The following is a 23,899-nucleotide window of genomic DNA, read 5'->3' on the forward strand; positions in this document are numbered from 1 at the left end:
CTACCGCGACGTCCGTCGTGGTAGCCCTATCGGGTCAGAAACGCCGCGAGGGTGTCCACCAGCCACTGTGGATCGTCGAGCCACGGGAAGTGTCCGGCGCCGGGCGCCACCACGAGCTCCGCGGCCGGAATCAGGGCGGCGAACTCGGCCGCGCGCTTCGGCGGCAGGCCCACGTCGTACTCGCCGGCGACGAGCAGCACCGGCGCGGGCAGGTCGGCGACCGCGGTGCGCACGGCGTCCGGGTCGATGGCGCCGGCCGAGTAGTAGAGGGCGGCCGCGTCGCCGTTGGTCTGTGCCGGCATGCGGGCGGCGGCGGCCCGGCTGGCGGCGTCCCACCGGCCGTAGCTGAACGGTGTGATCGCGCCCCACTCGGTGGCGGTGGCCTGGCCGGCCCAGATCCGCTCGAACGCGGCGAACGCTTCCGGGAACCAGTCTTCGCCGCGGCGGAGCTCGGCCACCTCGCGGCGGTCGGCGTCGGCGATGTCCAGGCCGACGACGCGGGGGCTGGGGTTGAGCAGGGCCAGGCGGCCGACGCGCCGCGGATGGCGGGCGGCGTAGAGCACCGCGAGCGTGCCGCCGGCCGAGTGTCCCAACAGGTCGATCCGCTCCAGCCCGAGGTGGGCGCGGAGCGCCTCGACATCCTCGACCTGCCGGTCGCACCGGTATGTCGCCTGGTCCGCGGGCGCGGCCGAGTCGCCGGTGCCGCGCAGGTCGAGCCGCACCAGCGTGCGGTGCGCGGAGAGCCCGCCGAGGTCGTCGAGGTAGACCGACGCCTGCATCGGGCCGCCGGGCAGGCAGATCAGCGGATCGCCCTCCCCCGCCTCGTGGTACGCGAGCTGTGTGCCGTCAGGAGCGGTGAAGGTAGCCACCCCCGGATCCTAGACTCAGCGCGCGAGACCCAGTAGGAACTCGGCGTTGCTGCCCGTCTCCGTCAGGCGCTCCAACAGGTGCTGGAGCGCCTGCGGTGGAGACTGGCCGTGCAGGGCGCGGCGGAGGCGGCCGAGGATCGCGGCCTCGTCGGCGCCGAGCAGGAGGTCCTCCTTGCGGGTGCCGGAGCCGAGCACGTCGACGGCCGGGTAGAGACGCCGCTCGGCGCTGGCGCGGTCGAGCCGCAGCTCGGCGTTGCCGGTCCCCTTGTACTCCTCGTAGATGACCGTGTCGCCGACCGAGCCGGTCTCGACGAGCGTGCTCGCCAAGATGGTGAGCGAGCCGCCGTCCTCGATGTTGCGGGCGGCGCCGAGGAGCCGCTTGGGCGGGTGGAGGGCGTTCACGCTGATGCCGCCGGACAGGACGCGGGCGGACGAGGGCGCCGTGTGGTTGTACGCGCGGCCCAGCCGGGTCAGCGAGTCGAGCAGCAGCACCACGTCGTGGCCGAGCTCGACGAGGCGCTTGGCGCGTTCGACGGCGAGCTCGGCGGTGGCGGCGTGCTCGTGCGGCGGCCGGTCGAACGGCGATGCGATGACCTCACCCTTGACCTCACGCCGCATGTCGGTGACCTCCTCAGGGCGCTCGTCGACGAGCAGGACCATCAGGTGGCACTCGGGATGGTTGCGGGTGACGGCCGCGGCGATCGCCTGGAGCACCATGGTCTTGCCGGCCTTCGGCGGGGAGACGACCAGCGCCCGCTGGCCCTTGCCGATCGGCATCACCAGGTCGATGACGCGCGTAGTGAGGATGTGTGGCTCGGTCTCGAGCCGCAGCCGCTCGCGCGGGTGCAGCGGCGTGAGGTCGTAGAAGTCCGGCCGCGACCGGGCCTCGCCGGGCGGCATGCCGTTGACGGTGTCCAGCCGCACGAGCGGCGCGGTCCGGCGTCCCCGCTGCTCGGTGCCGCCCGCGCCGGTGACCAGGTCGCCGGGGCGCAGCCCGTGCTGACGGATCAGCGCGCCGGGCAGGTACAGGTCGGCGGGCCCGGCCGTGTAGCCGCCGGTACGCAGGAAGCCGTGGTCACCGGCGATGTCGACGATGCCGGTGACGGGAGTCGGCGGGCGTGCGCCAGCCGCGTTTTTGTTGTCGTTCAACGGGTTTCTCCTGAGCGTGAGGGAGCGACGCGTGGGTGCGTGCAAACGGCCCGTATGTCGCGTGAATCCCCTTAGGACGATGGCGTCCCGTTTGGGGTGATAGAACCCGAGGGGCGGCGTATGCGCCGGCGTCCACTGCGGGTGCTGCCAACCAAGCTAGCCGCTCGCGCGCCGAAAAGCAACGATTCCGCGGCGCTGTCCACATCGGACGCCTGCCGCACCACCTCTAGGGCGTCCTAGGAGGCTGGGCTGTTGGGTGGACGCCCTCGCGTATTGCGGATGCGCACAGGGGTGCCGTTCCCGCACCATGGTCGTCGTGCATTCCGCCATCACCGTGACGCCGGGCCAGCTGCCGGACGTGCTCCTGCACGTCGCGGTGGTGCGGCCGGTGTTCGTGTGGGGCGCGCCCGGCATCGGCAAGAGCTCGCTCGTCCGCGACTTCGCCGCCTCGCTCGGTCTCGAATGCGTCACGCTCGTCGGCACCCAGCTCGCCGCCGAAGACCTCATCGGCGTGCCGGAGCTGCGCGACGGCCGGAGCCGCTTCGCGCCGCCCGAGTCGATCGCGCGCGACGAGCCGTACTGCCTCTTCCTCGACGAGCTCAACGCCTCCACGCCCGAGGTGCAGAAGGCGTTCTACTCGCTGATCCTGGACCGGCGGATCGGCGCGTACGAGCTGCCGCCCGGCTCGATCGTGATCGGCGCCGGCAACCGTTCCACCGACAACGCGCTCGCCCGGCCCATGGCCTCGGCGCTCGTCAACCGCCTCGTCCACGTGCACCTGCGGGCCAGCGTCGACGACTGGCTGGCCTGGGCCGGCGGCGCCGGCATCCACCGGTGGATCGTCGACTACCTCACCGAGCGCCCCGACCAGCTCTGGTCCGCACCGCCCAAAGTGGAGGAAGTGTTCTCCACCCCGCGCAGCTGGCACATGCTCTCCGACGCCCTCCGCTCGTACGGGGAGGACATCCCCGAGCAGACGCTGCGGTTGCTCACCGCCGGCACGCTCACCCCCGCGCACGCGTCGGCGTTCTGCGGGTACGTGAAGATCGTGCGCCACCGCTACGGGCTCGACGCCGTCGTGCGGGGCGACGTGGCGTGGCCCGCCGCGCCGGCCGACCGCGACCTGCTCTACTTCCTGGCCGAGTCGTTCCGGGCGCGGCTCGTCAAGGACCTGCCGGCGGGCAAGCAGCACGCCTCGCCGGCGCTGCGCCAGTTCGCCCACCGGGCCAAGGCGCTGCTGGTCGAGCTGGCCGAGATCTCGCTCGAGTGCGCCCAGCTGGTCATCGCCACGGACGAGGACGGCACCCCGGCGCTGCCGGCCTGGTTTCTCGTCGAGGTGAGCCGCGACCTGCCCCGCCTCGTCGCCGCACGGGCCTAGGACCGGGCGATGCCGAAGAAGCGCAAGGCACCGGTCGACCCGAACGTGGCGGCGTTCCAGGCAGCGTGGCGGGCGCTCGGCGTCCACCCGATGTTCGCGCCGATGCTCGACATCCCGATGGTGGGGTGGCGGCGGCGGGGAGCCGAGGCGATTCTCGTCGACGACCCGCGGCTGCGCGACGCGAAGACGATCGCCCGCGTCGACCGGAGCGGACGGATCACGGCCGGCAAGGCGCACCGGCTCGACGAGGGCGGGTGGACCTGGGTGCTCGCGCACTGCCTGCTGCACCTCGGGTTCGGGCATCTGGCGCCGGACCGCTACGCCGCCGACCCGACCTACGCCGACGTGGCCTGCCTCGCGGTCACCCGGTTCCAGCGGGCGGTGAAGCTCGGCACCGAGCCGCTCCCCCTCCCCGCCGAGCTGCCCACCGCCGACGAGACCGTCCTGTTGCGACAGTGGCGGGAGGCCGGGGTGCCGCCGCACCTCGCCGGCTGCGGGCCCGGCGGCACCGGATCCGACCTCGTGCCCGAGGTGCCGCCGGACACGAGCCGGGAGCTGTCCACAGTGGACTGGCCGGAGCACTTCGCGCTCGGGCTCGCGGCGGCGGCCACCGCCGCCGTCGAGGTGGCCGGCGGGGTGCGGTCGACGCTGACCGGCGAGGCCGCCCGGCGCAAGCCGTGGGACCTGGCCCGGTCGTGGTTCCTGTCGTCGTTCCCGCTGCTGGGCGCGCTCGCGTCCCGGTTCACGCTGGTGGCGGACGCCGACCTGGCCCGCCGCTGGGACATCGCGGTCGCGGCGGTCTCGCCCGCCGCGGGCGAGATCTACCTCAACCCGCTGCGCCAGCTGAGCGGTCCGGAGTGGAGGTTCGTGCTCGCCCACGAGATGCTGCACGCCGCGCTCCGCCACGGCGACCGCGCCGGCCCCCGCGACCCCTATCTGTGGAACGTCGCCGCCGACTACGTCATCAACGGCTGGCTCGTCGAGATGGGCGTCGGCGAGCCGCCGGACGGGCTGCTCCACGACCCCGACCTCGCCGGCCTGTCCGCCGAGGCGGTCTACGACCGGATCGCCACCGACCTGCGCCGGCTGCGCAAGCTCGGCACGCTGCGCGGCACCGGCCTCGGCGACGTGCTCGGCGAGCCGCTCCCCTGGTCCGGTTGCGCCGGCCGCGGCGTAGACCTTGACGACTTCTACCGACGGGCGCTGCTCGACGGGTACACGTACCACCAGCGGGCCGGGCGCGGACTGCTGCCGGCCGGGCTGGAGGAGGAGATCCGGGTCCTCGACCACCCGCCGCTGCCCTGGGACGCGCGGCTGGCCCGCTGGTTCGACGAGTACGTGCCGTCGCCGCTGCGGGTCCGCTCGTACGCCCGGCCGTCGCGGCGGCAGGCGAGCACACCCGGCATCCCGCGCCCCGGCTGGCGGTGGCCGGACGAGGCGGTCCCGCGGTGCACGTTCGGCGTCGTGCTGGACACCTCCGGCTCGATGGACCGCGAGCTGCTCGGCAAGGCGCTCGGCGCGATCGCCTCGTACGCCACCGCGCGCGACGTGCCCGCCGCCCGCGTGGTCTTCTGCGACGCGTACCCGTACGACGCCGGCTACCTGCCGCCGGAGCAGATCGCCGGCCGCGTCCGGGTCCGCGGCCGCGGCGGCACCGTGCTCCAGCCGGGCGTGCACCTGCTCGAACGGGCCGCCGACTTCCCACCCACCGCGCCGATCCTGCTCATCACCGACGGGTACTGCGACGCGGTGCGGATCCGGCGCGAGCACGCGTTTCTCGTGCCGGAAGCCGCCCGCCTCCCGTTCACCCCGCGCGGCCCGGTCTTCCGGCTCCGCTAGTTCTCGTACCCCCACTGGGGCAGTGACTTGTCGAGGGCGCGCTCGACGGCGGCGACCTGGGCGGCGGTGAGCTCGTGCCGGTAGGCCGCGTCGCGCTCGGTGTGGAAGTGGTGCCGCGCGAAGCCGGCCTCGAACCGCGGTGTCCACTCCAGACCGAGGAAGCGGAGCATCCGCGCGGTCTGCTCGTTGGGCGCGCGCACCAGGTCTTCGTATCGCACGTCGAGCCACTGTGCCGCCGGGTGGACGGTGCGGGCCTGCGCGTACGCGTCCATCAGCATCCGCCAGCCGAGCGCGGCGAGCACCGGGAACGACCGGCCGGAGTCCTCCCACTCCTGGCGCAGCGGGGCGGGCAGCGGGCCGTACAGCCAGTTGTCCGGGCCGCGCCAGCCGTCCCACCAGCCCATCTGTAGCCACGAGTTGGCCACCGCGCGGCCGTCCCGGACGACGTGGATGACCCGCAGCTCCGGGTACGCGGCGTGCAGGAACCCGGTGCGCGGCCAGCCGGTCAGGTGCTGGAGCAGCACCTCGCAGCCCTGCCGCTCGATCCGCCGGTCGAAGAACGCGCGCAGCCGGGCCGACATGCGCGGCGTCAGGTCTTCGGCGAGCAGGTCGCGGCAGGGGCGGGAGAAGCCGCCGAAGACGTGCCGGTCGATCAGCCGGTACGCCTCCGAGGGCGCGACCCGCATCCGGCCCCGCTCCAGCAGCCGGGTGCTGTGCCTGAGCGACGTCATGCCGGGCGGGCGGGGCGCCATCCGCCGGTAGAGCCGGCCGTTGAACCGCCCGTCGAGGTTGAGCCGGGAGAGCTTGTCGTCGACGCCGGAGATGAACCCGACCGCCGGATGGCGGGCGAGCAGCTCCTGCACCAGAGTCGACCCGCACCGCCCGGTGCCCACGACGACGGCTAACACGGGCCTCATCCTCCCTTGGCGGCGAAACGGTGCGGCGGGCGGCGCAGGGGGTAGCGCCAGCGCCACAATAAGGGCGCGGTGATGGCCGTGACCAGAGCGTAGGCCGGCCGGGAGAGGCCGCCGACCCATTCGTCGTCGGCGACCACGGCCACGTCGCCGGTCCGGTGGCGGGAGGGATTGCCCGCCACCGCGTGTGTGGGTGCCAAGTGGACGGTGCTCTCGTCGATGTGCGGCGCGGGCACGCCGGCGAAGGACGCGATCCGGCGGGTCACGTCCCCCGGGTCGGCGACGAAGTCCTCGTACCGCACCCGCAGGTAGCGCCCGGAGCGGCGCCACAGCAGTGCCGTCGTGGCGTTCCACACCAGCCAGAGCAGCGCGGCCTTGGCGACCGGCGGGCGGCTCATCAGAGCCGGGTCGCCCGGCCCGTCCAGCCCCTTGCGCCGGCGCCAGGAGAAGGCGGTGGCCCGGGGATCGCGTACCAGGTGCAGCACGCGCGTCTCGACGCCGGGCAGGCCGTCCACGAGCAGCCCGTACGGCGGGAGCTTGGACGAGTCGACCACGAGACCGTCGCCGCCGAGCGCGGCGTAGAGCGCGGGGATCGCCGGGTGGGCCTCGACGCGGCGCCGCCACAGCAGGGCCGGCAGCCGCCGCATCCGCAGCCGCGCGCGCAGGAACCCGGCCACGGCCGCCGGGTCGGCGTCGACCTCCTTCATCACCCGCGTCCACACCGGACACTCCGCGAAGGACTGTCCACAGCCGCACGGCCGGCCGTCGATCGCCCCGCGCTGCCACAGGTAGCGCAGCTCGCCGGCCGCGAAGACGCCGCCGGCCTGCCCCAGCACGTTGGTGACCAGCGTGGAGCCGCTGCGGCCGCTGCCGGCCACGAAGAGCACGCGGGTCACCCGGGCGCTCCACTGTAGACGTCCTTCAGCAGGGCGAGGTGGACGTCCGGTGCGAAGTCGCGCTCCACCTTCGCGCGGCCCGCCGCGCCCATGGCGAAGGCCCGTGACGGGTCGGCCAGCAGGTCGGCCAGCGCGGCGGCCAGCGCCGGCGGGTCGTCGGCCGGCACGATCGCGCCGTCGACGCCCGGCTCGACCAGCTCGGGCAGGCCGCCCAGCCCGGTGGTGACGACGGGCAGCCCGCACGCGAACGCCTCCAGCACCGCCATCGGCTGGTTTTCGTGCCACCGGGACGGCACCGCCGCCACCCGGGCCCGCCGCATCAGGTCGTGCAGGTCGTCCCTGGCGAGCCGGCCGTGGAACGTGACCAGCCCGGGTGCCGACTGCGCGGCCAGCCGCTCCAGCTCCGGCCGGGCCGGCCCCTCCCCCGCGACGTCGACCCGGAAACCACCGAGCCCGGCGGCGGTGACGAGCGTGTCGACGCCCTTCTCCGGCACCAGCCGCCCGGCGAACACCACACCCTCGCCCGGCTCCCGCTTGCGGTCGATCGTCGAGCCGTCGACGAAGTGGCTGACCACGCGGAGCCGCTCGGGGTAGACGCCCGCCTTCGCCATCACGCCGGCCAGAAACCGGCTCGGGCTGACGAACGTGCTCACCGGTCCGTACGCGCCGGTGACCCGATGTAGCCACGTCTCGGCGGCCAGCACCGCGCTCCGCCCGAGCGAGCCGTCTTTGCAGCGCGTGCGCACCGCCTGCCATGGACCGCCGGTGACGCAGGCGTCACAGACCGCACGCCCGGCGAGCAGCTGGTAGCTGGGGCAGGCGAGCTTGTAGTCGTGCATCGTCAGCACGCACGGCACGCCCGCGTCGGCCGCCGCGCGCAGCACGGCCGGTGACAGCTGGTGGTACACGTTGTGCGCGTGCACCACGTCGGGGCGGAAGTCGGCTATCACCTTCGCCAGCCCGCGCCGGCTGACCGGCGAATGGAGCATCCGGCCGACCGCGGCGGCCCGCTTGGCGAGACCGGGCGGCGGTGGCTCCAACTGCACGTACGGCGGGAAGAAATGACCGTATCGCTGAGGCGCTTCGTTGTCCGGATGCGCCATGCCGAAATACGCCACCTCGTCGCCCCGGGCACGCTGAAGCGCGGCGAGGTCGAAGAGGTAACCCTCGGCGCCACCCCGCCGGTAGAGGAACTTGTTGACGTGCAACACGCGCATCGACGGTCAGGCTACAGCCATGCGAAGATGCTGTGCGTGCCAGCAGCCGACCAATCGTCCGCGGTCGCCTACACCGCCCGCCGCATCGCGCGGCACGTGCGGTGGGCGCGCACCGAGGGGCTGCGCCGGCTCGTCGAGGAAGACCGCCTCAACCCGGTCGAGCGCGCCACCACCGCGTGGGCCAAGCGCCGCTGGCGACGCGCGCACGGCGTCATGCCCGGCCAGGCCACGCCGGTGTACGTGGTGGGTCTGCAACGCTCCGGCACCAACATGCTGATGCGCGGCCTCGACGCGGCACCACAATTCCAGGTGCACAACGAAAACGACCGCCGGGTCTTCCACCGCTTCCAGCTGCGCTCCGACGCGGTGCTCGGCGAGGCGATCCGGTCCAGCCGCCACGCGTACGTCATCGTGAAGCCGCTCTGCGAGACACACCGGGTCGACGAGCTGCTCGCGCTGCCCGGCCTGCCACCCGGCCGGGCGGTGTGGGTGTGGCGCGACGTCGACGACCGGGCCCGCTCGGAGGTGGCGAAGTTCGGCACCGCCAACCTCGACGCGCTGCGCGCGATCGCCGGCGACACGATCGGCACGCGGTGGCAGGGGCAGCGCCTCGACGCGGAGAGCCGGGCCCTCGTCCGGAGCTTCGACTACGCGGCGATGAGCCCGCACGCGGCGGCCGCGCTCTTCTGGTACATACGCAACGATCTTTTCTTTCGGCTCGGCCTGCACCGCCGCGACGACGTGCTGTTGTGCTCCTACGACGCGCTGGTCGCCGACCCGGAGGCGGCCACGAGACGGCTCTGCGCCTTCCTCGGCCTGCCGTTCGACCCGCGCCTGTGCGCGCACGTCGAGCGGCGTACGCCGGAGCGCCGGCCGCTCGACCTCGACCCGCGCGTGCGGGCGCTCTGCGACGAGCTGACCGAGCGGCTGGCCGCGCATGGCTGACGCGCCCATCTTCCTGCTCGGCTGCCAGCGTTCCGGCACCACGATGCTGCGCCTGGTGCTCGACTCGCACTCGCGGATCAGCTGCGGCCCGGAGACCCGTTTCCTCACCGACATGGAGCGCATCGTCGGGCGCGACTGGGAGCGGCTGGCCCGGTTCGGCTTCCCCCGCGAAGACTGGCTGCGCCGCATCCGCGAGTTCTTCGGCGGCGTACACACCGACTACGCGGCCGGCCGCGGCAAGGCCCGCTGGGCCGACAAGACCCCGCTGTACGCGCTCGCCATCCCGTTCCTCACCGAGGTCTTCCCCGACGCGCAGATCGTGCACGTCATCCGCGACGGCCGCGACGTGGTCGTCTCGCACCGCAAGCGGTTCGGCTACTGGTCCGCGGTCAAGTGCGTGGTGAAATGGCCGCGCTACATCCGGGTCGCCCGCGCCGCCGGCCGCGCGCTCCCGCCCGAGCGCTACCACGAGCTGCGGTACGAGGACGCGGTGCGCGAGCCGGAGAAGGCGCTGCGGTCGCTCTTCGAGTTTCTCGGCGAGCCGTGGGAGCCGGGCGTGCTCGACTACGGCGACAAGGAGCACGACGTCGCCGACAAGTACACCACCGAGGCCGACCGGCGCCGCGCCGCCGCCCGCACCGACGCGCAGATCTACGGCTCCCGCGTCGGCACGTACAAGCGCGAGCTCGACCCGTTCCTGCGCCTGCTGGTCCGGGTCTTCTCCGGCCGCACGCTGCGCGAGCTGGGCTACCGATGAGGCGCTGGCTCGTCGCGGTCGTGGCGGTCCTCGGGGTGGCCGCCTGCACCTCCGACCCCCGGCCGGCGCCGACGACACCGCCGCCCGCCACCGCCACCCCGGCCGGCACGACGCCCTTCGGCGCGCACTGGGACTGGAACAGGTACGAGCAGTTCACCCCGTACCTGCGGAAGATCACCGGCTCGTCGACCTACCACGAGCTGAGCTGGTGCGACGTCGAGCGCGAGGAGGGCAAGCCGGACTGGAGCGCGGTCGACCAGGTGGCCGAGCGCACCCGTTCGCTGGGCATCACGCTCCACCTGAAGATCCGCACGGGGGTCTGCTGGGCCACCGGCGGCACCCCCCAGCACGTGCGCGGGCAGGCGAACAAGACCGAGTCGGCGATGCCCCGCGACATCGCGAAATACAAGTCCTTTGTAGATAGTCTGGTGCGCCGCTACGCGCCGTACGGCGTGCGCGAGTACGCGGTGGAAAACGAGGTCAACGCGCCGCAGTACTGGGCCGGCAGCGCCACCGACTACGCCACGCTCGTCACCGCCGCCGGCGAGGCGATCCGGGCCGCCGACCCGCGGGCGCGCGTGGTCGACTCGGGGATCAGCAGCGTCGCCTACGGCTGGGGTGTCGCCGACCGGCTGCTGAAATCCGGGCAGGACGCCGAGGCGGTGCGCGCGTACAACGCGTACTTCCAGCGGCGGATCGGCACCCGCGGCAAGCAGATCCCGGCCGTCTCCACGCCGGACGACCTGCGTGCCGCCCTCGCCGTGCCGCAGAACGCGCGCAACCTCGAGTACCTCGCGGCCACCGAGAAACTGCTCGACGGCAAGGCGGTCGACGTCCGGCAGGTGCACTTCTACGAGCACTGGAGCGCCGTCCCGGACCTGCTGGCCTACCTGTCCGCGGAGACCCCGGCCGGCACGCCGGTCGAGGCGTGGGAGGTGGGCCAGTTCTGGCGCGACGGCGACGCCGGCGACGAGGCCCGCTCCGCCGAGATGGTCAAGGTCGCCACCCAGCTCGCGGCCGGCGGGCTACGCGAGGTGATCTGGCTGCCGCTGGCCTACAACCCGGGCAACCGCCAGGGCAGCGAGGTCCGCTACGGCCTGCTCGACCCGGACGGCAAGGAGCGCGTGGCGGGCCAGATGCTGGCCGGCCTGGCCGCGCTCGCCCAGGGCGCCACCGCCGAGCCGGTCCGCGACAAGGGCCTGGCCGGTGCCGCCTTCCGCCGCGGCGCCGAGACCGCGCTGGTGGTGTGGGCCACGGACGGCCTCGTCACGGTGCCGCCCGCGGCCGGTCTGTCCAGAGGGCCGGTCGGCGCGCCACAGACCCGCGAGGGCGAGGCCCTGGTGACCGCCGACGAGCCGGTGGTGCTGCGCGGTCGGGGCGCCCCGGCCGACATTCTCAAGAAACTTGGATAAGCCGCTCGAAGAAGAACTCGTGCTTGAGGTACGACGTGTCGTACTCGTGGCCCGGGTAGGGCGGGATGAGCTGCGCGGCCTGGAAGAGGCGCCAGCCGTCCAGCAGCGCGGCCAGGCCGGTCGGGTAGGGCGGCTCGTCGCTGTCGCCCGTGGTCGGGCTGGTGCGGCCGGTGCCGTCGTAGCGGGCCCAACCCACCACCGCCGAGTCGAGCGCCGACGTGCTCAGGTAGAGCACCAGCACCTGCTGCCTCATGCGGCGCTCCGCACGGTCGGGCGGTTGCTGACCCGGGTCACCCAGTGCTCGATGTCGAAGCCGCCGTCGCCGGTCAGCGCCCGCCACAGCCGGACCCGGTTGTAGATCTCCAGGCGCGCGGTCGCGTGCTCGTACCAGGGGAACGTCCGGCTCAGCTCGGCGACCACGCGCGGGTCGGCGAGGTCGGCGGTGTCCCACAGCCGCACCTGGGGCACCGTCGGGTTGAACCGGATCTTGAACATGTACCGCCGGGTGCCGCTGTCGTTGCGCCGCCCGCCGTGCCAGAGGCCGTGGTGCAGCAGCATGACCGTGCCGGCGGGGCAGGTCAGGCGGATCTGGCCGAGCAGGTTCTGGTAGCGGCCGGTGTCGCTCTCGTTGGTGCGCCGCAGGTGGCTGCCGGGCACGGCGAGCGTGCCGCCCATGTCCGCGGTCACCTCCCGCGGGTAGTACATGAGCTGGACGTCGAAGGCGTCCTCGCGCACGTCGATGATGGCGTCGCCGTGCAGCGGCTGCGCGTTGCCCTCGCGCGGCTCGCGGACGTGCACCGCGTGATGGTCCACAGTGGGCTCCGGCCCCACCAGGCTGCGCAGCGCGCCGGCGACCGCCGGCACCTCCACCAGGCGGCGGGCGAACGAGCCGGCGGGAAAGGCCTCGGACAGCGGCGTGCCGTACGGCACGGCCGGAACGCCGGCGGAGAGCACGTCGACGGCCTGGCGGTTGAGCTCGTCCGGGACGGCGGCGTCCATGCGCAGGTAGCCCTGCGCCACGAAGCGCGCCGTCTGCACCGAGGTGAGCAGATGGCTACTGGTCAACATGCGTCGACCCTACGAACGGTCGGCGGCCACGTCGTGGGTCTCAGTCAACCACCGCTGGTACATTTTCACCATCGATCGCGTGCTGCTCCAGCTCGACGACCCGCCCACGGTGGCGGCCGTCGGCGTCGGCGTGCACGGCACGACGGGCCCGCGCGACGTGTTCGAGCTGCCCGACCTGTGGCAGCTGCACGTCTACGGCTACACCGCCGAGCTGACCGTCGGGGGCACCACGCACGCGATCCGGCCGGGCCGGGTGAGCTTGATCCCGCCCGGCGCCCGCGTCGAGTACCGCTACCGCGGGCGGTCCGAGCACCTCTACGCGCACTTCGCGACCCGCCGGCGGGGCGTGCGGCACGGCGTGCCCGCGATGCAGGACGCCGGCGCGGAGGCGCGGCCGATCTCCGCCCTGCTGCGCCAGGCCATCGCGGCCAGGCCCGGCTCACCGGCCCGGGTGGTGGCCTCGGTGTGGACCGTGCTGTGGCAGGTGGCCCAGCTCGCACCGCACGACGGGCAGCCGCGCGGGCACGCCACGGTGTCGGCTGCCGTCGCGCACATCGAGTCCCACCTGGCCGCCCCGCTCACGGTGCCCGCCGTCGCGCGCGCCGTCGGCGTCTCGCACAACCACCTCACCCGCCTGTTTCGCGCCGAGACCGGTCACACCGTGGTCGGCTACATCCGGCGGCGCCGCCTGGAGCACGCCCGGCACATGCTGCGCGAGTCCACGCTCTCCATCCCGGCGATCGCGGCGTCCGTCGGCATCCCCGACCTCCAGGCGTTCAACAAGGCGTGCCGCCGCGAGCTCGGCGCCTCCCCCCGCGCGGTCCGCGCGTAGGAACCCCGGCTAGTGCGGTGGCCACAAACCTTCACCGGGTGAGCGGCGGCCTTCGGCCGCGGATCACCCGGGCCGGCGAAGCCGGCCCACGTTTGTGGCCACCGCACTAGGCGGGCCAGGTCTCGGACCAGCCGAGCAGGTCGGCGAGCGCGGCGTTGTGTGGAGCGAAGTGCTCGCGCAGCCCGCGCGCCACCTCCGCCGGTGGGCCGGAACGGTCGGCGCGCCTGGTGTGCACCGCGAACTCGGCCGGCGTGAACGGCTCCAGGCCGAGAAACTCCAGGACCCCCGCGTAGACCGCGGCCGGGTCGGCGTAGAGGTCTTCGCTGCGCACGACGTGCAGCCGTTCCCGGGGCACGTGGGCCAGCCACCGCGAGAGCTGTTCCGCGTAGCGGCCGCGGGCGGCGTACGAGTAGCGGCGCCACCCGTCCGGCGACGACAGCCGCGACTGCTCCGCCGCGAGCGCCGACGCGAAGTCGAGCGGCTCGTGGCCGTACGAGCGGGTGTGCAGGTAGTGCGACCAGGCGCGCTCGACCGGGTCGCGGAGCAGCGCGACGAACCGGCCGGAGGGCAGCGTCGCCGCGACCCGCGACGGGGCGTCGGGGTGGAAGAGGTAGAGCGGGCTGGCCTCGAAGGACACGGCGCCCGGCGCGGCAGGCGGGAAGTGGCCCCGGTACCAGCGCTCGCCACGTCCATAGTGGAGGCTGAAGTACTGGAGCTCCTTGCCCGTCGCGGCCCGCACCTGGGGATGGGCGGCGAGGTAGCTGTGCAGGGAGGTGGTGCCGCAGCGCTGGGCGCCGATGACGAGGAAGTCGGGCAGCGCGCCGGGGGTCGAGGCCCAGGCCCGCGCGCCCCGGACGGCGCGGCGCAGCGCGTCGACGGCGGGACGTCGGCTCACGGATCACCCGCCCGAGCGGCGGCATCGCCGGCACCGCCGGCCGCGCCCGCACGCCGCCGGCGGGCGAGGGCACGCAGCACCATGGTGTCCTCTTTGGAGAGTCCTAATAGGAGCACCGCGCCGAGGTAGACGAGCGCGGTCACGAAGAGACCGAGGAGCACGCGGGCGGGGTCGTCGGGCACCAACCACCGGACGCCGAGCGCGGCGGCGAGGGCGGCACCGCCGGCGGCGAGGCCCTTCGCCAGGCCGGCCGTCAGTGGCACCACGCGGACCAGCCACCACACCTGGACGACGCGAGCCAGGTTGACCGCGACCAGCGAGGCGCTCCAGGCGACCGCGGCGCCGACGATGCCGTGGGCGGGGATGAGCCACAGGTTGAGGCCGACGTTGAGCACGAGCGCGCCGATGTTGTCGAACATGTTCAACGACACCCGGCCGGACATGTTGAGCAGCGTGCCGCACGGGCCGGTGGCGGCGTTGACGAGCTGACCCACCGCGAGCACCACGGTGACCGTGGCACCCGAGGCGAAGTCGGAACCGAAGAGCGGCAGCAGCGACGACGGGAATACGAGCAGCGCCACGAACGCGGGCAGCGACAGCCGCACCACCCAGCCGGTCGCCGCCTTGTACACCCGACGGACCTCGGGCAGCGCGTCGCGGTGGTAGAGGTAGGCGATGTACGGGCCGAACGCCGCGTTGATCGGTGCCAGCACGAAGATGGCGACGGTGACCAGACGGGTGGCGACCGTGTAGACGCCGATGTCGTCGTTGGCGAACGCGCCGAGCAGCAGCGTGTCGATCCAGATCAGGCCGGTCGACGCCAGCGACGAGGCCCAGCTGACCGTGGAGAAGCCGAAGAGCTGCCGCGGCCGGTACTCCGCCGGGGCGGGCGCCACCGTGCGCATCAACCGCACCAGCGCGCCGAGCGCCAGGAGGGCCGCCGTCCACGCGGCGACCACCACCGCCCACAGGGCGGCGGTGACCCCCATGCCGGCCAGCAGCACCGCGCCGGTGAGCGCGAGCCGCGCGAAGGGCTCGTAGATCTGACCCACCAGCGTGAACGGCCGCTGCGTGCGCCACCCCCGGGTCGCCGCCAGCGCCGCCTCGCACACCACGGACGCCGGCAGCGCCAGCGCGACGAGGCGGAGGCCACCGGTCAGCTCCGGGTCGTGCAAGGCGTCGGCCAAAGCGGGGGCGACCACCACCAGAACAAGACCGATCAGCACCGCCCCCGCCCCGGAGATCGCCAGCCCGAGGCGTACCGTGCCGCGGATGCTCGCCGGGTCGTCGTCGGCCAGGTGCACCGCCACGAAGCGGGTCAGCCCGGCCCGGAAGCCGGACAGCGACAGCAGCCCGAGGAGCGCCAGCAGCGCGTAGCACTGCGCGTACCGGCCGACCTCCTCGATGCCCAGCGAGCGGGCCAGCAGCAGCATCACCAGGAAGAGCGCACCCTGGCTGCACAGCGCGCCGAGCAGGTTGAGGCCGCCGCCGCGCGCCATGCCGCGCACCTGGCGGTCGCCGTAGTCCGAAGTGGACTCCGGCGTGGCCGACGTGGTGCTCGTGCTCACGCGGCCCGGGAAAGGACCGGTGCCTGCGAAGGGGCGGCCGCCGGCGCGGCACGCCGGGCCAGCAGCTCCAGCACCACGACGAGCAGCACCGCCAGCAGCAGCCCGCCGGCGGCCGCGGGCAGGACGGTGGTGGCCAGCGCCCGTACCCGGGAAACCGCGCGGACGTCGCCAACGCTCGCCACCTGGGCCGGGTCGGCGGCCTGGGCCTGTGCCCTGGCCCCCTGGAGGCCCTGCCGCGCCTGGGAGAGCGCGCCGGTCGCGGCGTCGCGCTGGGCCAGCAGCGACTGGTAGTCGGGCAGCTTGGGGCCGAGCGCGTCGAGGCGCTTCTGGGCGGCGTCGAGCGCGGCGGTGGCGGCGGCGACGGCCCGGCTGTTGCCGACCGCCTCCATGGAGAGCTTCTGCTGCCGCAGGGCGGCGATCTCGGTGAGCGTGGCCTGGTAGAGCTTGTCCGGCTGGGAGACCTTGTTGGTCTTCTCCCAGTCGGCGATCGCGGCGGTGGCCGAGGTGACGTCGGCGCTAGCCGCGTCGACCTGCTCGGTCGCGATGTTGACCTGGGAGGAGAAGAGGAAGTCGAGCGCGCGGCGGGCGGTCGCGGTGAGCACCGGCTCGACGGTGGTCCGCTTCGCCGCCTCGTAGGTGAGCGTGAGCTGGCTGCTCGCACCGACCTGCGCCACGGCGAGCCCGTCGCGCAGCGTGCCGGCCGCGACGCCGGTGTCGGCGGCGACCTGGTCGAGCACCTTCGGCGAGGTGGCCGCCGCCTTGAACGCGGCCACGAACTGGCTCGCCGCCTGGGTGCCGGTGTACTGCTGGGCGGCGGCGCCACCGACGAGGGCGGGCGCGGCGACGTAGCAGGTGGCGGTGTAACGCTGCGGCGACAGGCCGACGAACAGCCCGACCGCGAGCGCCGCCGCCAGCGGCACGCCCAGCAGCACCCAGAGCCGCCGCCGGGCGACCCGCAGGTAGTCGACGATCTCCACGCTAGAGCTCCTCCGAAGGGGGCCGGGCGGCCACCAGGCCGGCCATCGCCGCGAACGCGACGAAGTACCACAGCGTAACGACATTGGATATCACGTTGGAGGCCGCACTCACCGCCACGAACGCGACGGCGCAGCCGGCGAAGCCGACCGCGATCCCCCGTTCGAGCGTGCCCGGCGGCGCGCGGCGGACCGCGAGCGCCGCCGTGTGCAGGCACAGCAGGATCATGCCCAGGTACGCGAGCAGGCCGAGCACGCCGGTCTCCACGTACGCGCGGAGGAAGTCGTTGTGCGGCTTCTTGGCCTCGTCGGTCTCGCGCTGGGTCATGTTGGGGCCGATGCCGGTGACCGGGTTGCGGTTGGCGAGCGTGACCACCTGCGACCAGTAGCCGGCGCGCCAGGCGAGCGTGTTGCCGGTCGGGCCGCCGCCGACCTCGCGGGCCTCACCGAGCTGGGCGAACCGGTCGGCCACCCCGGGCGCCACCGCCACGGCGGCGACCGCGGCCAGGCAGAGCGCGACGGCGAGGCGGGCGCTGCGGTGCAGCACGGCCACGACGACCAGCCCGATGGCGGCGCCGAGGATCGCGCTGCGCGTGTTGGTCAGCGCGAGGAAACCCAGCGACAGCGTCAGCAGCACGCCGAGCGCCACCTTGGCCCGCCGGTCCAGGAACCGGTAGACGCCACACCCGAAGATCACCATGAACATCAGGTAGCGACCGAACGTCGTGGACTGGCTGAACGGCCCGCTGATCCGGGTGAAGCTGCCCTTGACCTCCGACGGCGGCGACCCGAGCAGCGACATCACCAGCGTGTAGCCGAGCGCGAGGGCGAGCGAGACGTACACCGCGACGAGCACCCGGCGCACCATGCCCTGGCGCGGCAGCAGCTGCTCCAGCACCAGGAACATCGCCACGACCGTGAGGATCCGCAGCACCTCGAGCGCGCTCGACGACGGCCGCGCGGAGCCGAGCGTGCTGACCGCGCCGGTCGCGGCGACGAGTACCAGCGCCACGCCGAGCGGTGAGGTGCGCCGCGCCCGCTTCGCGTGGAACTGCGCGGCCAGCCACAGCCCGGCGGCGAGCAGGAACAGCACGCCGACGAGCGTGGACGGGTCGAGGGCCCGCGCCGCGCCGCCGTCGCCGCCGGTGCCCGCCGTCGGCCCGCTCAGCTTGAACAGGTCGACGCAGGAGCGGACGGCGAGCATCAGCAGCACGTACGCGGCGAAACGGGTCAACGCCAGCACCGCGACCAGCACGCCGGCGGCGACCGCGAGCGGGAGGACGGCGAGGGTGCGGCTGCCGCCGTCGACCGCGAAGGCGGACACCACCGCCGTCGCGGCGGCCGCCAACGCCGCGGCGACGGTCAGCGCTCTGCCGGCCGGCCTTGCTACGAGTACGGTCACGCTGCTCCCAGGTCGGCTAGACCTTAGCGCTTCGTGGCCAGATCGAGGTAGAGGCGTTCGAGCTGGCGGGCGGCCGAGTCCCAGCTGTAATGGGACATCACCCGCTCGTGCAGCCCCGCCGCGCCGGCCCGCTCGAGCCGCCGGTCGGCCAGCGCGGCGGTGAGCGCGCGCACCAGGTCGTCTTCGTCGCCGTCGCGGAACAGGCGGTGGCCCGCCCCGTCGCGCTCCAGCACCTCCACGTGCGGGGAGATGTCGCTGGCCACCATCGGCAGCCCGTAGGAGGCGGCCTCCAGCAGGGTCAGCGGCAGGCCCTCCACGTGGGACGGCTGCACGAAGACGGCCGCGTGGGAGTAGAGCTCGGCGAGCAGGTCGCCGTAGGCGAAGCCGGTGAAGACCACCCGTGGGTCGCCCTCCGCGGTCGCCTTCAGATACGTTACGAAATCATCCGTGTACGAAGAGCCACCGACCACGGCGAGCTTGACGTCACCGGGGATCCGGCGGAACGCGCGGATGAGCAGATCGCCGGCCTTCTCCGGCACCAGCCGGCCGACCAGCAGCACGTACCGCCCCGGCGTGAGGCGGAACCGGGCGGTGATCTGGTCGGGCGGCACGTGCTGGGCCCGGTTGACGCCGTTGGGGTGGTAGCGGGTCAGCCGGCCGAACTCCGCGTCGTAGTGTGCGGCGAGCCCGCGGGAGACGGCGATCCGGGCGTCGGGCACGTGGCCGCTGAACCAGTACGCCGTGTTGAGCACCGTGCGCGCCGCCCGCCCCCACTTGGCGCGGGTGTGGTCGAGGCCGTGCACGGTGAGCACGACCTTCGCACCGGACAGGTAGCGCGGCAGCGGCGCCACCAGGCCCGGCCCGAGCCCGTGGTAGTGCACGACGTCCGGCTTTCGCCGCATCGCCGCCACCGTCGACGCAGCACTGTGGACGATCGCGTCGAGGTGCTTGCTCGCCACCGTGCGCACCCGGTGCAGCCGGACACCGCGGTGCGTATCCGTGGTGAGGTCGCCGTAACTGTCGCGGCAGAAGACGGTCACCGAGTGCCCGTACGCCGCGAGGCGGCTGCCGATCTCCTCGACGTGACGCTCCACACCCCCGTACGTGGCGGGCATCCCCTTCTGCCCGATCATCGCGATCGACAGCGGCCGCCAGTCGGGCGCGGGCGCGGCGGTGCGCTGCCGCGGGATGGAATGTGCGGTTTCTCGGCCGAGCTGCTGCACATTCGGTGCGGCGTGCTCGCTGGTCGTCATCGGTCCCCCTCGACGGATCGGCGGAGCAACCGCCGCGCCGACGACGGTGTGGAGGTGCAAGATCGTGTGTCGCTGGGTGGGACGCTAGGCCATCGAGCGGCGTCGCGCCACCCCCTCCGGACACGCGCCGATGTCCACAGTGGTGCTGTCGGGCGGTGGGCACGCCGGACCGACGCCGAACGGTCCGGTGAGCCGGAAACAACCGAGAAACCACGGGCGACGACACGCGTGCCACAGCATGGACGCCGGTGGAAGTTGTTGACATTAAACGCCGTAGATCGCCCGGAGGCAACACCCCCGCCGGGCATCATGGGAGCGTGACGATCAAGGAAAGCTACGTCGACTTCGCCACCCGGGAGGCGCGCGGCGTCTCCCCCGCCTACGAGCGGCTGGCGCTGGCCGTCGCCGAGGACGAGGAGCTCTTGGCGCTGGTCGCCTCGCTCCCGCCCGGCAAGCGGCAGCCCAACCTGCTCTTCGGCGTGGTGCGGCTGCTGGGCGGGCCGGTGGAGGATCCGGCCGCGTTCCGCGCCCACGTCATCGCGCACTGGCCCACCATCGCGGCCGAGGCCGCCACCCGCATCGTTCAGACGAACGAGGCCGGCCGCTGCGCCCTGCTGCTGCCGGTGCTCGCCGCCCTGCCGCGGCCCCTCGCCCTGCTGGAGGTGGGCGCGTCGGCGGGGCTGTGCCTCTACCCCGACCGGTACGGCTACCGCTACGGCGACCGGGTGCTGGGCACGGGTGAGCCGGTGCTGGAGTGCTCGTTGGTGGGGGCACCCGCCCCCTCGTCGGTACCAGATGTGGTGTGGCGGGCCGGATTGGACCTGAACCCGCTCGACGTGGGTGATCCCGCGGACATCGCGTGGCTCGACGCTTTGATCTGGCCGGAGCACGCGCACCGCCGCGCCCGGCTGCGGGCCGCGGCGGCCGTGGCCGCGGCCGACCCGCCCCTGCTGGTCCCGGGTGACCTGGTGGACGACCTGCCGGCGCTGGCTGCGGCCGCCCCGGCCGGCGCCACGCTGGTGGTCTTCCACTCGTCGGTGCTGTACCACCTGTCCGCGGCGCGGCGGGCCGAGTTCGTCGCGCTGGTGCGCGGGCTGCCCGGCCACTGGGTGTCGGTCGAGGGGCCTGACATCGTGCCCTTCGCCGGCCTGCCGGAGCCGCCGGACGGCGCCCACCACAACGTGCTCGCGCTGGACGGCGAGCCGCTCGCCTGGACGCGCGGGCACGGTCAGGCGATGGCCTGGTTCGGCTGAAGCCCCGTCGAGTCCCGCGTACGTCGGCTCGTGCGAGGGCTGGTCAGATGCGCGTGAGGATCCGGAGGACGTCGCAGATCGTCAGGACGCGCCGGACCACGCCGTGCACGTTGGCCAGCGTCAGGTCGATGCCGGCCGACCGGGCCTTGGCCCGCGCCTCCAGCAGGGCTGACACGCCGGTCGCGTCGCAGAAGCGCAGGTCGGTGCAGTCGAGGGTGACGGCGGTGGCGTCGCGGACCTTCTCCACGGCCGCGAGCAGGTCGGTGCACGTGGACATGTCGAGATCGCCGGCGAGGGTGAGAGCGACCGTGCCGTTTCGCGCGGTTTCGGTGATCGTCAGCATCAGTCACCCTGCCGAGGGCACGGGCGCAGGCGTACCCACACCTGCTTGCCGCCGTGAAGGTCCTCCACACCCCAGGCTTCGCCGCACGACTCGATCACGCGCAGGCCGTATCCGCCGCTGCCGTCGGCGTGCGGGCCACGGTCCCGGGGCATCACCGACGAGCCGTCGGCGGCCTTGATGAGCACCTGGCCCTCGTGCGCCTGGAGGCTCAGCTCGATGCAACCGCCGCCGTGCCGGACCGCGTTGGTCACCAGCTCACTGACCACGAGCTCGGCGTCGTCGAGCCAGTCGGGCTCGCTCAGCTCCCACGCGATGAGCATGTGCCGCACGGCCTTGCGGGCCCCGGCCGGCGCGATGACGCCCAGCGGCAGATCCAACGTCGCGTTCAGCTCGCTCACGGTACTCACCTCCTCACGTCCGCGCCGCCGGTTCTACCCAGGCGGGCCGGCGCGGAAACGGGCTCCGTGACCGGACGCGACACCGCCGACAAAGTCGTGGCGGGCGTGCAAAGCTGCGGGTACCTCGGGCGTCTTCACGGGTGGATATCCAAGGAGAGCGGGGACGGGCATGGGGGAAGCGGAGGCGTTCAGCGAGTTCGTGGCGGGCAGCAGTGCCCGGCTGTTCCGCGTCGCGATGGCGCTCACCGGCGGCCACCACGCCGCCGAGGATCTGCTCCAGGGCGCGCTGGCCCGCACGTTCGCCCGGTGGCGGCACGTGCGCGGCGACCCGGAGGCGTACGTGCGCCGCGCGATGTACCGCGCCCAGGTCTCCGTCTGGAAACGGCGCGGCCGGCACGCCGAGGTGCCGCTCGACAGCGTGGGCGAGCGGGCCGACCAGCGCGACGAGTTCCGGGCCACCGACCACCGGCTCGTGCTGCGGGCGGCGCTGCTGCGGCTGGGTCCGCGGCAGCGGGCGGTGCTCGTCGCGCGGGTGATGGAGGACCTGTCCGTGGAGGAGACCGCCGCCCTGCTCGGCTGCTCCCCCGGCACGGTCAGGAGCCAGCTGCACCGCGCGCTGGCCCGGCTCCGGGAGATCGCGCCGGAGCTCGACGAAAAGCACCTGACCGAGGAGAGCCTGACATGACGCGCCTGACCGAGCTGGTCCGCGAGGACCTCAGCGACCTGGCGGACTCGCACCCCGTTCCCGATGGACTGGCCGAGCGGGCGGTGGCCGCGGGCCGGCGCCGGCGCCGGCGGCGGACGGCGCTGGTCGGTGCGGCGGCGGTGGCGGTGGCGGCCGCCGTCGTGGTGCCCGTCGCCGTCCGGCTGGGCGGGGACGTGGCACCGGGGCAGGCGGCGACCGGCCGCAACGTCATCTTCGCCAAGAAGGTCGCGACCCGCCCGAAGGCGGCGTCCGAAGACCCTGGGTGGCAGGTGCTCGACCCGCGGACCGGGCGCTACCGGACCGCCGCCGTCGGAGACGTGTCGGAGCCCTCCGCCGACCGGCGCTACGCCGCGGTCCTGCCGCCCTACCTGGACACGGACCAGGCGCGGATCGGGCGCTACGAGACGCGGACCGGCGAGATCCGCTGGTACGACGCCCCGGCCCCGTCGGTCGACCAGCCACAGATCTCCCCCGACGGGCGGCTCGCGGCCTACTGGGTCGACAAACCGACGCCGGGCGCGGCGATGACGCTCGTCGACTTCGGCAGCGGGAAGGTCACACCGATCGACGCGGCGGCGTTCGCAGGCCTGCGGGCGGAGATCGCGTACGTCGAGGACCCGGAGCTCGGCCCGTCGAGCGCCGGGCGGCCGCGGACCACCTACCTGCTCTACCCGCCGGGCGACCCGATCGGCTGGCGGCTGGAGAACGACCGCCTCACCGTGGGCGCCGCCATCCTCGACCTGAACGGCCGCCGCACCGGCACCCTGCCGCTGCCGGAGAAGGCCGCGCCGGTCAGCATCCTTCCCGGCGGCGCCGGCGCGCTGGTGCGGCCCGAGGGGATGCTCGGCGTGTACGCGCTGACCGACGCCACCGGCGCCGTCACCCATCGGGTCACGCTGCGGATCTGCTCACACCCCGAGACGCCGCACGACCGCACGCGAGGCTCGCTGTGCACCGACGCGGTGATGCGCTTCCACGCCTGGCGCACCCCGGACCAGATCCTGATCAAGGAGGTCGGCTACGGGCCGAACGGCGAGTGGACCAACTCCCTCGAAGCGCTCGACCTGGTCACCGGCGAGCGGCGAGCGGTCTACCGGGACACCGGCGTGCCACCCATCGGCGGCTTGGTGCTGATCTCCGCGGACGGCCTCCCCCGGAAGGTCCAGCGGGAGCTCAGCTTCTGAGCCGACGCGCGGCCGCGCGGCCCGCGAGTGTCCGCCTTCGGCCGGCAGTAACGTGGTCCACTATGGACCCGGTCGTGGTGGTGGTGGCCTACGACCCGGCGTGGCCCGCGCTCTTCGCCGCGGAGGCGCGCCTGCTGGCGGCCGCGCTGCCCGGCACGCTGAGCATCGAGCACGTCGGCTCGACGAGCGTCCCCGGCCTGGCCGCCAAGCCCGTCGTCGACATCGTGGTCGTGGTCGCCGGCGCCGCGGCGGTGGACGTGGCGGCGCTCGTCCCGCTGGGATACACCTTCCGCCCGCACGCCTTTCCCGACGACCCCGACCACCTCTTCCTGGTCAAGGACACCGGCGGGGTACGCAGCCACCACCTGCACGTCTTCGGCGAAGGCTCGCCGTGGCCGGCGCGAAACCGGGCCTTCCGCGACTACCTGGCCGCGCACCCGGACGCCGCCCGCCGGTACGAGGCGGCCAAACACGCCGCCGCCGCCCTCCACCCCGACAGCCGCGGCCGCTACGGCGAGGCCAAGGAGGAGGTCATGCTGCGCCTGGTGGCCGAGGCCGACGCCTGGTCCGCGCGCCGTCGCGCCGACTAGCCCGCCGCCACGGTGGGCGATGTCCCCGACACTGCCCACTCACGCGGCCCGCAACGG

Annotated in this window: 23 protein-coding genes and 1 pseudogene; 10 read left to right on the top strand and 14 right to left on the bottom strand. The window is 73.8% G+C overall.

Features of this window, described 5'->3' with window-relative positions:
- Positions 1-26: 26 nt before the first annotated feature.
- On the bottom strand, positions 27-869 hold the full coding sequence (locus AC5L36_RS21995) for an alpha/beta fold hydrolase (protein WP_441218484.1): 843 nt from the start codon (positions 867-869) through the stop codon (positions 27-29).
- A 15-nt stretch (positions 870-884) separates the two neighbouring features.
- Positions 885-2,048, bottom strand: a pseudogene (rho, locus tag AC5L36_RS22000) (transcription termination factor Rho); the annotation flags it as partial.
- 304 nt (positions 2,049-2,352) lie between these two features.
- On the opposite strand from rho, the gene AC5L36_RS22005 reads away from it, so the two are divergent.
- Together AC5L36_RS22005 and AC5L36_RS22010 are read left to right on the top strand one after the other, a co-directional pair.
- Positions 2,353-3,396 (top strand): AAA family ATPase, encoded by a 1,044-nt coding sequence (locus AC5L36_RS22005; protein ID WP_441218771.1) that lies wholly within the window; start codon positions 2,353-2,355, stop codon positions 3,394-3,396.
- A 9-nt stretch (positions 3,397-3,405) separates the two neighbouring features.
- Positions 3,406-5,235 (top strand): vWA domain-containing protein, encoded by a 1,830-nt coding sequence (locus AC5L36_RS22010; RefSeq protein ID WP_441218486.1) that lies wholly within the window; start codon positions 3,406-3,408, stop codon positions 5,233-5,235.
- Here the strand turns inward: AC5L36_RS22010 and AC5L36_RS22015 are convergent.
- From AC5L36_RS22015 to AC5L36_RS22025, 3 genes are read right to left on the bottom strand one after another with little or no spacing between them, the layout of a single operon-like run.
- Positions 5,232-6,143, bottom strand: a complete 912-nt coding sequence (locus tag AC5L36_RS22015; RefSeq protein WP_441218488.1) for a sulfotransferase family protein — start codon at positions 6,141-6,143, stop codon at positions 5,232-5,234. The genes AC5L36_RS22010 and AC5L36_RS22015 overlap by 4 nt on opposite strands.
- 5 nt (positions 6,144-6,148) lie before the next feature.
- A complete protein-coding gene (locus tag AC5L36_RS22020; RefSeq protein WP_441218490.1) occupies positions 6,149-7,045 on the bottom strand; it encodes a sulfotransferase family protein in 897 nt (298 codons plus the stop codon).
- On the bottom strand, positions 7,042-8,262 hold the full coding sequence (locus AC5L36_RS22025) for a glycosyltransferase (protein ID WP_441218492.1): 1,221 nt from the start codon (positions 8,260-8,262) through the stop codon (positions 7,042-7,044). Before AC5L36_RS22025 ends, AC5L36_RS22020 begins: the two co-directional genes overlap by 4 nt.
- Positions 8,263-8,298: 36 nt before the next feature.
- Here AC5L36_RS22025 and AC5L36_RS22030 point away from each other — a divergent pair, with 36 nt between their 5' ends.
- From AC5L36_RS22030 to AC5L36_RS22040, 3 genes are read left to right on the top strand one after another with little or no spacing between them, the layout of a single operon-like run.
- Positions 8,299-9,207, top strand: a complete 909-nt coding sequence (locus tag AC5L36_RS22030) for a sulfotransferase family protein (protein ID WP_441218494.1) — start codon at positions 8,299-8,301, stop codon at positions 9,205-9,207.
- Entirely contained in the window at positions 9,200-9,964 is a 765-nt protein-coding gene (locus AC5L36_RS22035) for a sulfotransferase family protein (protein WP_441218496.1), read from the top strand. Before AC5L36_RS22030 ends, AC5L36_RS22035 begins: the two co-directional genes overlap by 8 nt.
- Positions 9,961-11,376 carry a hypothetical protein gene (locus AC5L36_RS22040; protein ID WP_441218498.1) on the top strand — a complete coding sequence of 472 codons (1,416 nt, stop codon included), beginning with the start codon at positions 9,961-9,963 and terminating at the stop codon, positions 11,374-11,376. Before AC5L36_RS22035 ends, AC5L36_RS22040 begins: the two co-directional genes overlap by 4 nt.
- Here the strand turns inward: AC5L36_RS22040 and AC5L36_RS22045 are convergent.
- Positions 11,360-11,629 carry a hypothetical protein gene (locus AC5L36_RS22045; RefSeq protein WP_441218500.1) on the bottom strand — a complete coding sequence of 90 codons (270 nt, stop codon included), beginning with the start codon at positions 11,627-11,629 and terminating at the stop codon, positions 11,360-11,362. The genes AC5L36_RS22040 and AC5L36_RS22045 overlap by 17 nt on opposite strands.
- The gene (locus AC5L36_RS22050) at positions 11,626-12,444 is read right to left on the bottom strand and encodes a phytanoyl-CoA dioxygenase family protein (RefSeq protein ID WP_441218502.1); all 819 of its coding nucleotides are present in this window, start codon (positions 12,442-12,444) and stop codon (positions 11,626-11,628) included. Before AC5L36_RS22050 ends, AC5L36_RS22045 begins: the two co-directional genes overlap by 4 nt.
- 79 nt (positions 12,445-12,523) lie before the next feature.
- Here AC5L36_RS22050 and AC5L36_RS22055 point away from each other — a divergent pair, with 79 nt between their 5' ends.
- Positions 12,524-13,276, top strand: coding sequence for a helix-turn-helix domain-containing protein (locus AC5L36_RS22055; protein WP_441218504.1), 753 nt, complete (start codon positions 12,524-12,526; stop codon positions 13,274-13,276).
- A gap of 106 nt (positions 13,277-13,382) precedes the next feature.
- On the opposite strand, the gene AC5L36_RS22060 is transcribed toward AC5L36_RS22055, so the two are convergent.
- Genes AC5L36_RS22060 through AC5L36_RS22080 form a run of 5 tightly spaced genes read right to left on the bottom strand, consistent with a single transcriptional unit; the run spans position 13,383 to position 19,368 of the window.
- Complete coding sequence (locus AC5L36_RS22060; protein WP_441218506.1) at positions 13,383-14,171, bottom strand: sulfotransferase family protein; 789 nt, start codon at positions 14,169-14,171, stop codon at positions 13,383-13,385.
- The gene (locus tag AC5L36_RS22065) at positions 14,168-15,739 is read right to left on the bottom strand and encodes a flippase (RefSeq protein ID WP_441218508.1); all 1,572 of its coding nucleotides are present in this window, start codon (positions 15,737-15,739) and stop codon (positions 14,168-14,170) included. The genes AC5L36_RS22060 and AC5L36_RS22065 overlap by 4 nt, the downstream gene beginning before the upstream one ends.
- Positions 15,736-16,716 carry a Wzz/FepE/Etk N-terminal domain-containing protein gene (locus AC5L36_RS22070; RefSeq protein ID WP_441218510.1) on the bottom strand — a complete coding sequence of 327 codons (981 nt, stop codon included), beginning with the start codon at positions 16,714-16,716 and terminating at the stop codon, positions 15,736-15,738. Before AC5L36_RS22070 ends, AC5L36_RS22065 begins: the two co-directional genes overlap by 4 nt.
- 1 nt (position 16,717) lies before the next feature.
- The gene (locus tag AC5L36_RS22075; protein WP_441218512.1) at positions 16,718-18,115 is read right to left on the bottom strand and encodes an O-antigen ligase family protein; all 1,398 of its coding nucleotides are present in this window, start codon (positions 18,113-18,115) and stop codon (positions 16,718-16,720) included.
- A 23-nt stretch (positions 18,116-18,138) separates the two neighbouring features.
- A complete protein-coding gene (locus tag AC5L36_RS22080; RefSeq protein WP_441218514.1) occupies positions 18,139-19,368 on the bottom strand; it encodes a glycosyltransferase family 4 protein in 1,230 nt (409 codons plus the stop codon).
- A gap of 317 nt (positions 19,369-19,685) precedes the next feature.
- Between AC5L36_RS22080 and AC5L36_RS22085 the strand changes: the two genes are divergently transcribed.
- Entirely contained in the window at positions 19,686-20,621 is a 936-nt protein-coding gene (locus AC5L36_RS22085; protein WP_441218516.1) for a DUF2332 domain-containing protein, read from the top strand.
- A gap of 43 nt (positions 20,622-20,664) precedes the next feature.
- On the opposite strand, the gene AC5L36_RS22090 is transcribed toward AC5L36_RS22085, so the two are convergent.
- Together AC5L36_RS22090 and AC5L36_RS22095 are read right to left on the bottom strand one after the other, a co-directional pair.
- Positions 20,665-20,964, bottom strand: a complete 300-nt coding sequence (locus AC5L36_RS22090; protein WP_441218518.1) for an STAS domain-containing protein — start codon at positions 20,962-20,964, stop codon at positions 20,665-20,667.
- Complete coding sequence (locus tag AC5L36_RS22095) at positions 20,964-21,362, bottom strand: ATP-binding protein (RefSeq protein WP_441218520.1); 399 nt, start codon at positions 21,360-21,362, stop codon at positions 20,964-20,966. The genes AC5L36_RS22090 and AC5L36_RS22095 overlap by 1 nt, the downstream gene beginning before the upstream one ends.
- A 169-nt stretch (positions 21,363-21,531) precedes the next feature.
- On the opposite strand from AC5L36_RS22095, the gene AC5L36_RS22100 reads away from it, so the two are divergent.
- The 3 genes from AC5L36_RS22100 to AC5L36_RS22110 all read left to right on the top strand — a co-directional run bounded on the left by AC5L36_RS22100 (position 21,532) and on the right by AC5L36_RS22110 (position 23,842).
- Positions 21,532-22,047: a SigE family RNA polymerase sigma factor gene (locus AC5L36_RS22100; RefSeq protein WP_441218522.1), complete on the top strand. Its 516-nt coding sequence runs from the start codon at positions 21,532-21,534 to the stop codon at positions 22,045-22,047.
- A complete protein-coding gene (locus tag AC5L36_RS22105; protein WP_441218524.1) occupies positions 22,044-23,252 on the top strand; it encodes a hypothetical protein in 1,209 nt (402 codons plus the stop codon). The genes AC5L36_RS22100 and AC5L36_RS22105 overlap by 4 nt, the downstream gene beginning before the upstream one ends.
- Positions 23,253-23,314: 62 nt before the next feature.
- Entirely contained in the window at positions 23,315-23,842 is a 528-nt protein-coding gene (locus AC5L36_RS22110) for a GrpB family protein (RefSeq protein WP_441218526.1), read from the top strand.
- Positions 23,843-23,899: the final 57 nt, after the last annotated feature.

Source organism: Phytohabitans sp. LZ39, from assembly GCF_059359075.1.

Bases quoted from the DNA above. Each gene is read 5' to 3' on its own strand.
- AC5L36_RS22010 (WP_441218486.1), top strand. From the start codon at position 3,406: ATGCCGAAGAAGCGCAAGGCACCGGTCGACCCGAACGTGGCGGCGTTC.
- AC5L36_RS22025 (WP_441218492.1), bottom strand. From the start codon at position 8,262: ATGCGCGTGTTGCACGTCAACAAGTTCCTCTACCGGCGGGGTGGCGCC.
- AC5L36_RS22035 (WP_441218496.1), top strand. From the start codon at position 9,200: ATGGCTGACGCGCCCATCTTCCTGCTCGGCTGCCAGCGTTCCGGCACC.
- AC5L36_RS22040 (WP_441218498.1), top strand. From the start codon at position 9,961: ATGAGGCGCTGGCTCGTCGCGGTCGTGGCGGTCCTCGGGGTGGCCGCC.
- AC5L36_RS22045 (WP_441218500.1), bottom strand. From the start codon at position 11,629: ATGAGGCAGCAGGTGCTGGTGCTCTACCTGAGCACGTCGGCGCTCGAC.
- AC5L36_RS22050 (WP_441218502.1), bottom strand. From the start codon at position 12,444: ATGTTGACCAGTAGCCATCTGCTCACCTCGGTGCAGACGGCGCGCTTC.
- AC5L36_RS22080 (WP_441218514.1), bottom strand. From the start codon at position 19,368: ATGACGACCAGCGAGCACGCCGCACCGAATGTGCAGCAGCTCGGCCGA.
- AC5L36_RS22090 (WP_441218518.1), bottom strand. From the start codon at position 20,964: ATGCTGACGATCACCGAAACCGCGCGAAACGGCACGGTCGCTCTCACC.
- AC5L36_RS22100 (WP_441218522.1), top strand. From the start codon at position 21,532: ATGGGGGAAGCGGAGGCGTTCAGCGAGTTCGTGGCGGGCAGCAGTGCC.
- AC5L36_RS22105 (WP_441218524.1), top strand. From the start codon at position 22,044: ATGACGCGCCTGACCGAGCTGGTCCGCGAGGACCTCAGCGACCTGGCG.
- AC5L36_RS22110 (WP_441218526.1), top strand. From the start codon at position 23,315: ATGGACCCGGTCGTGGTGGTGGTGGCCTACGACCCGGCGTGGCCCGCG.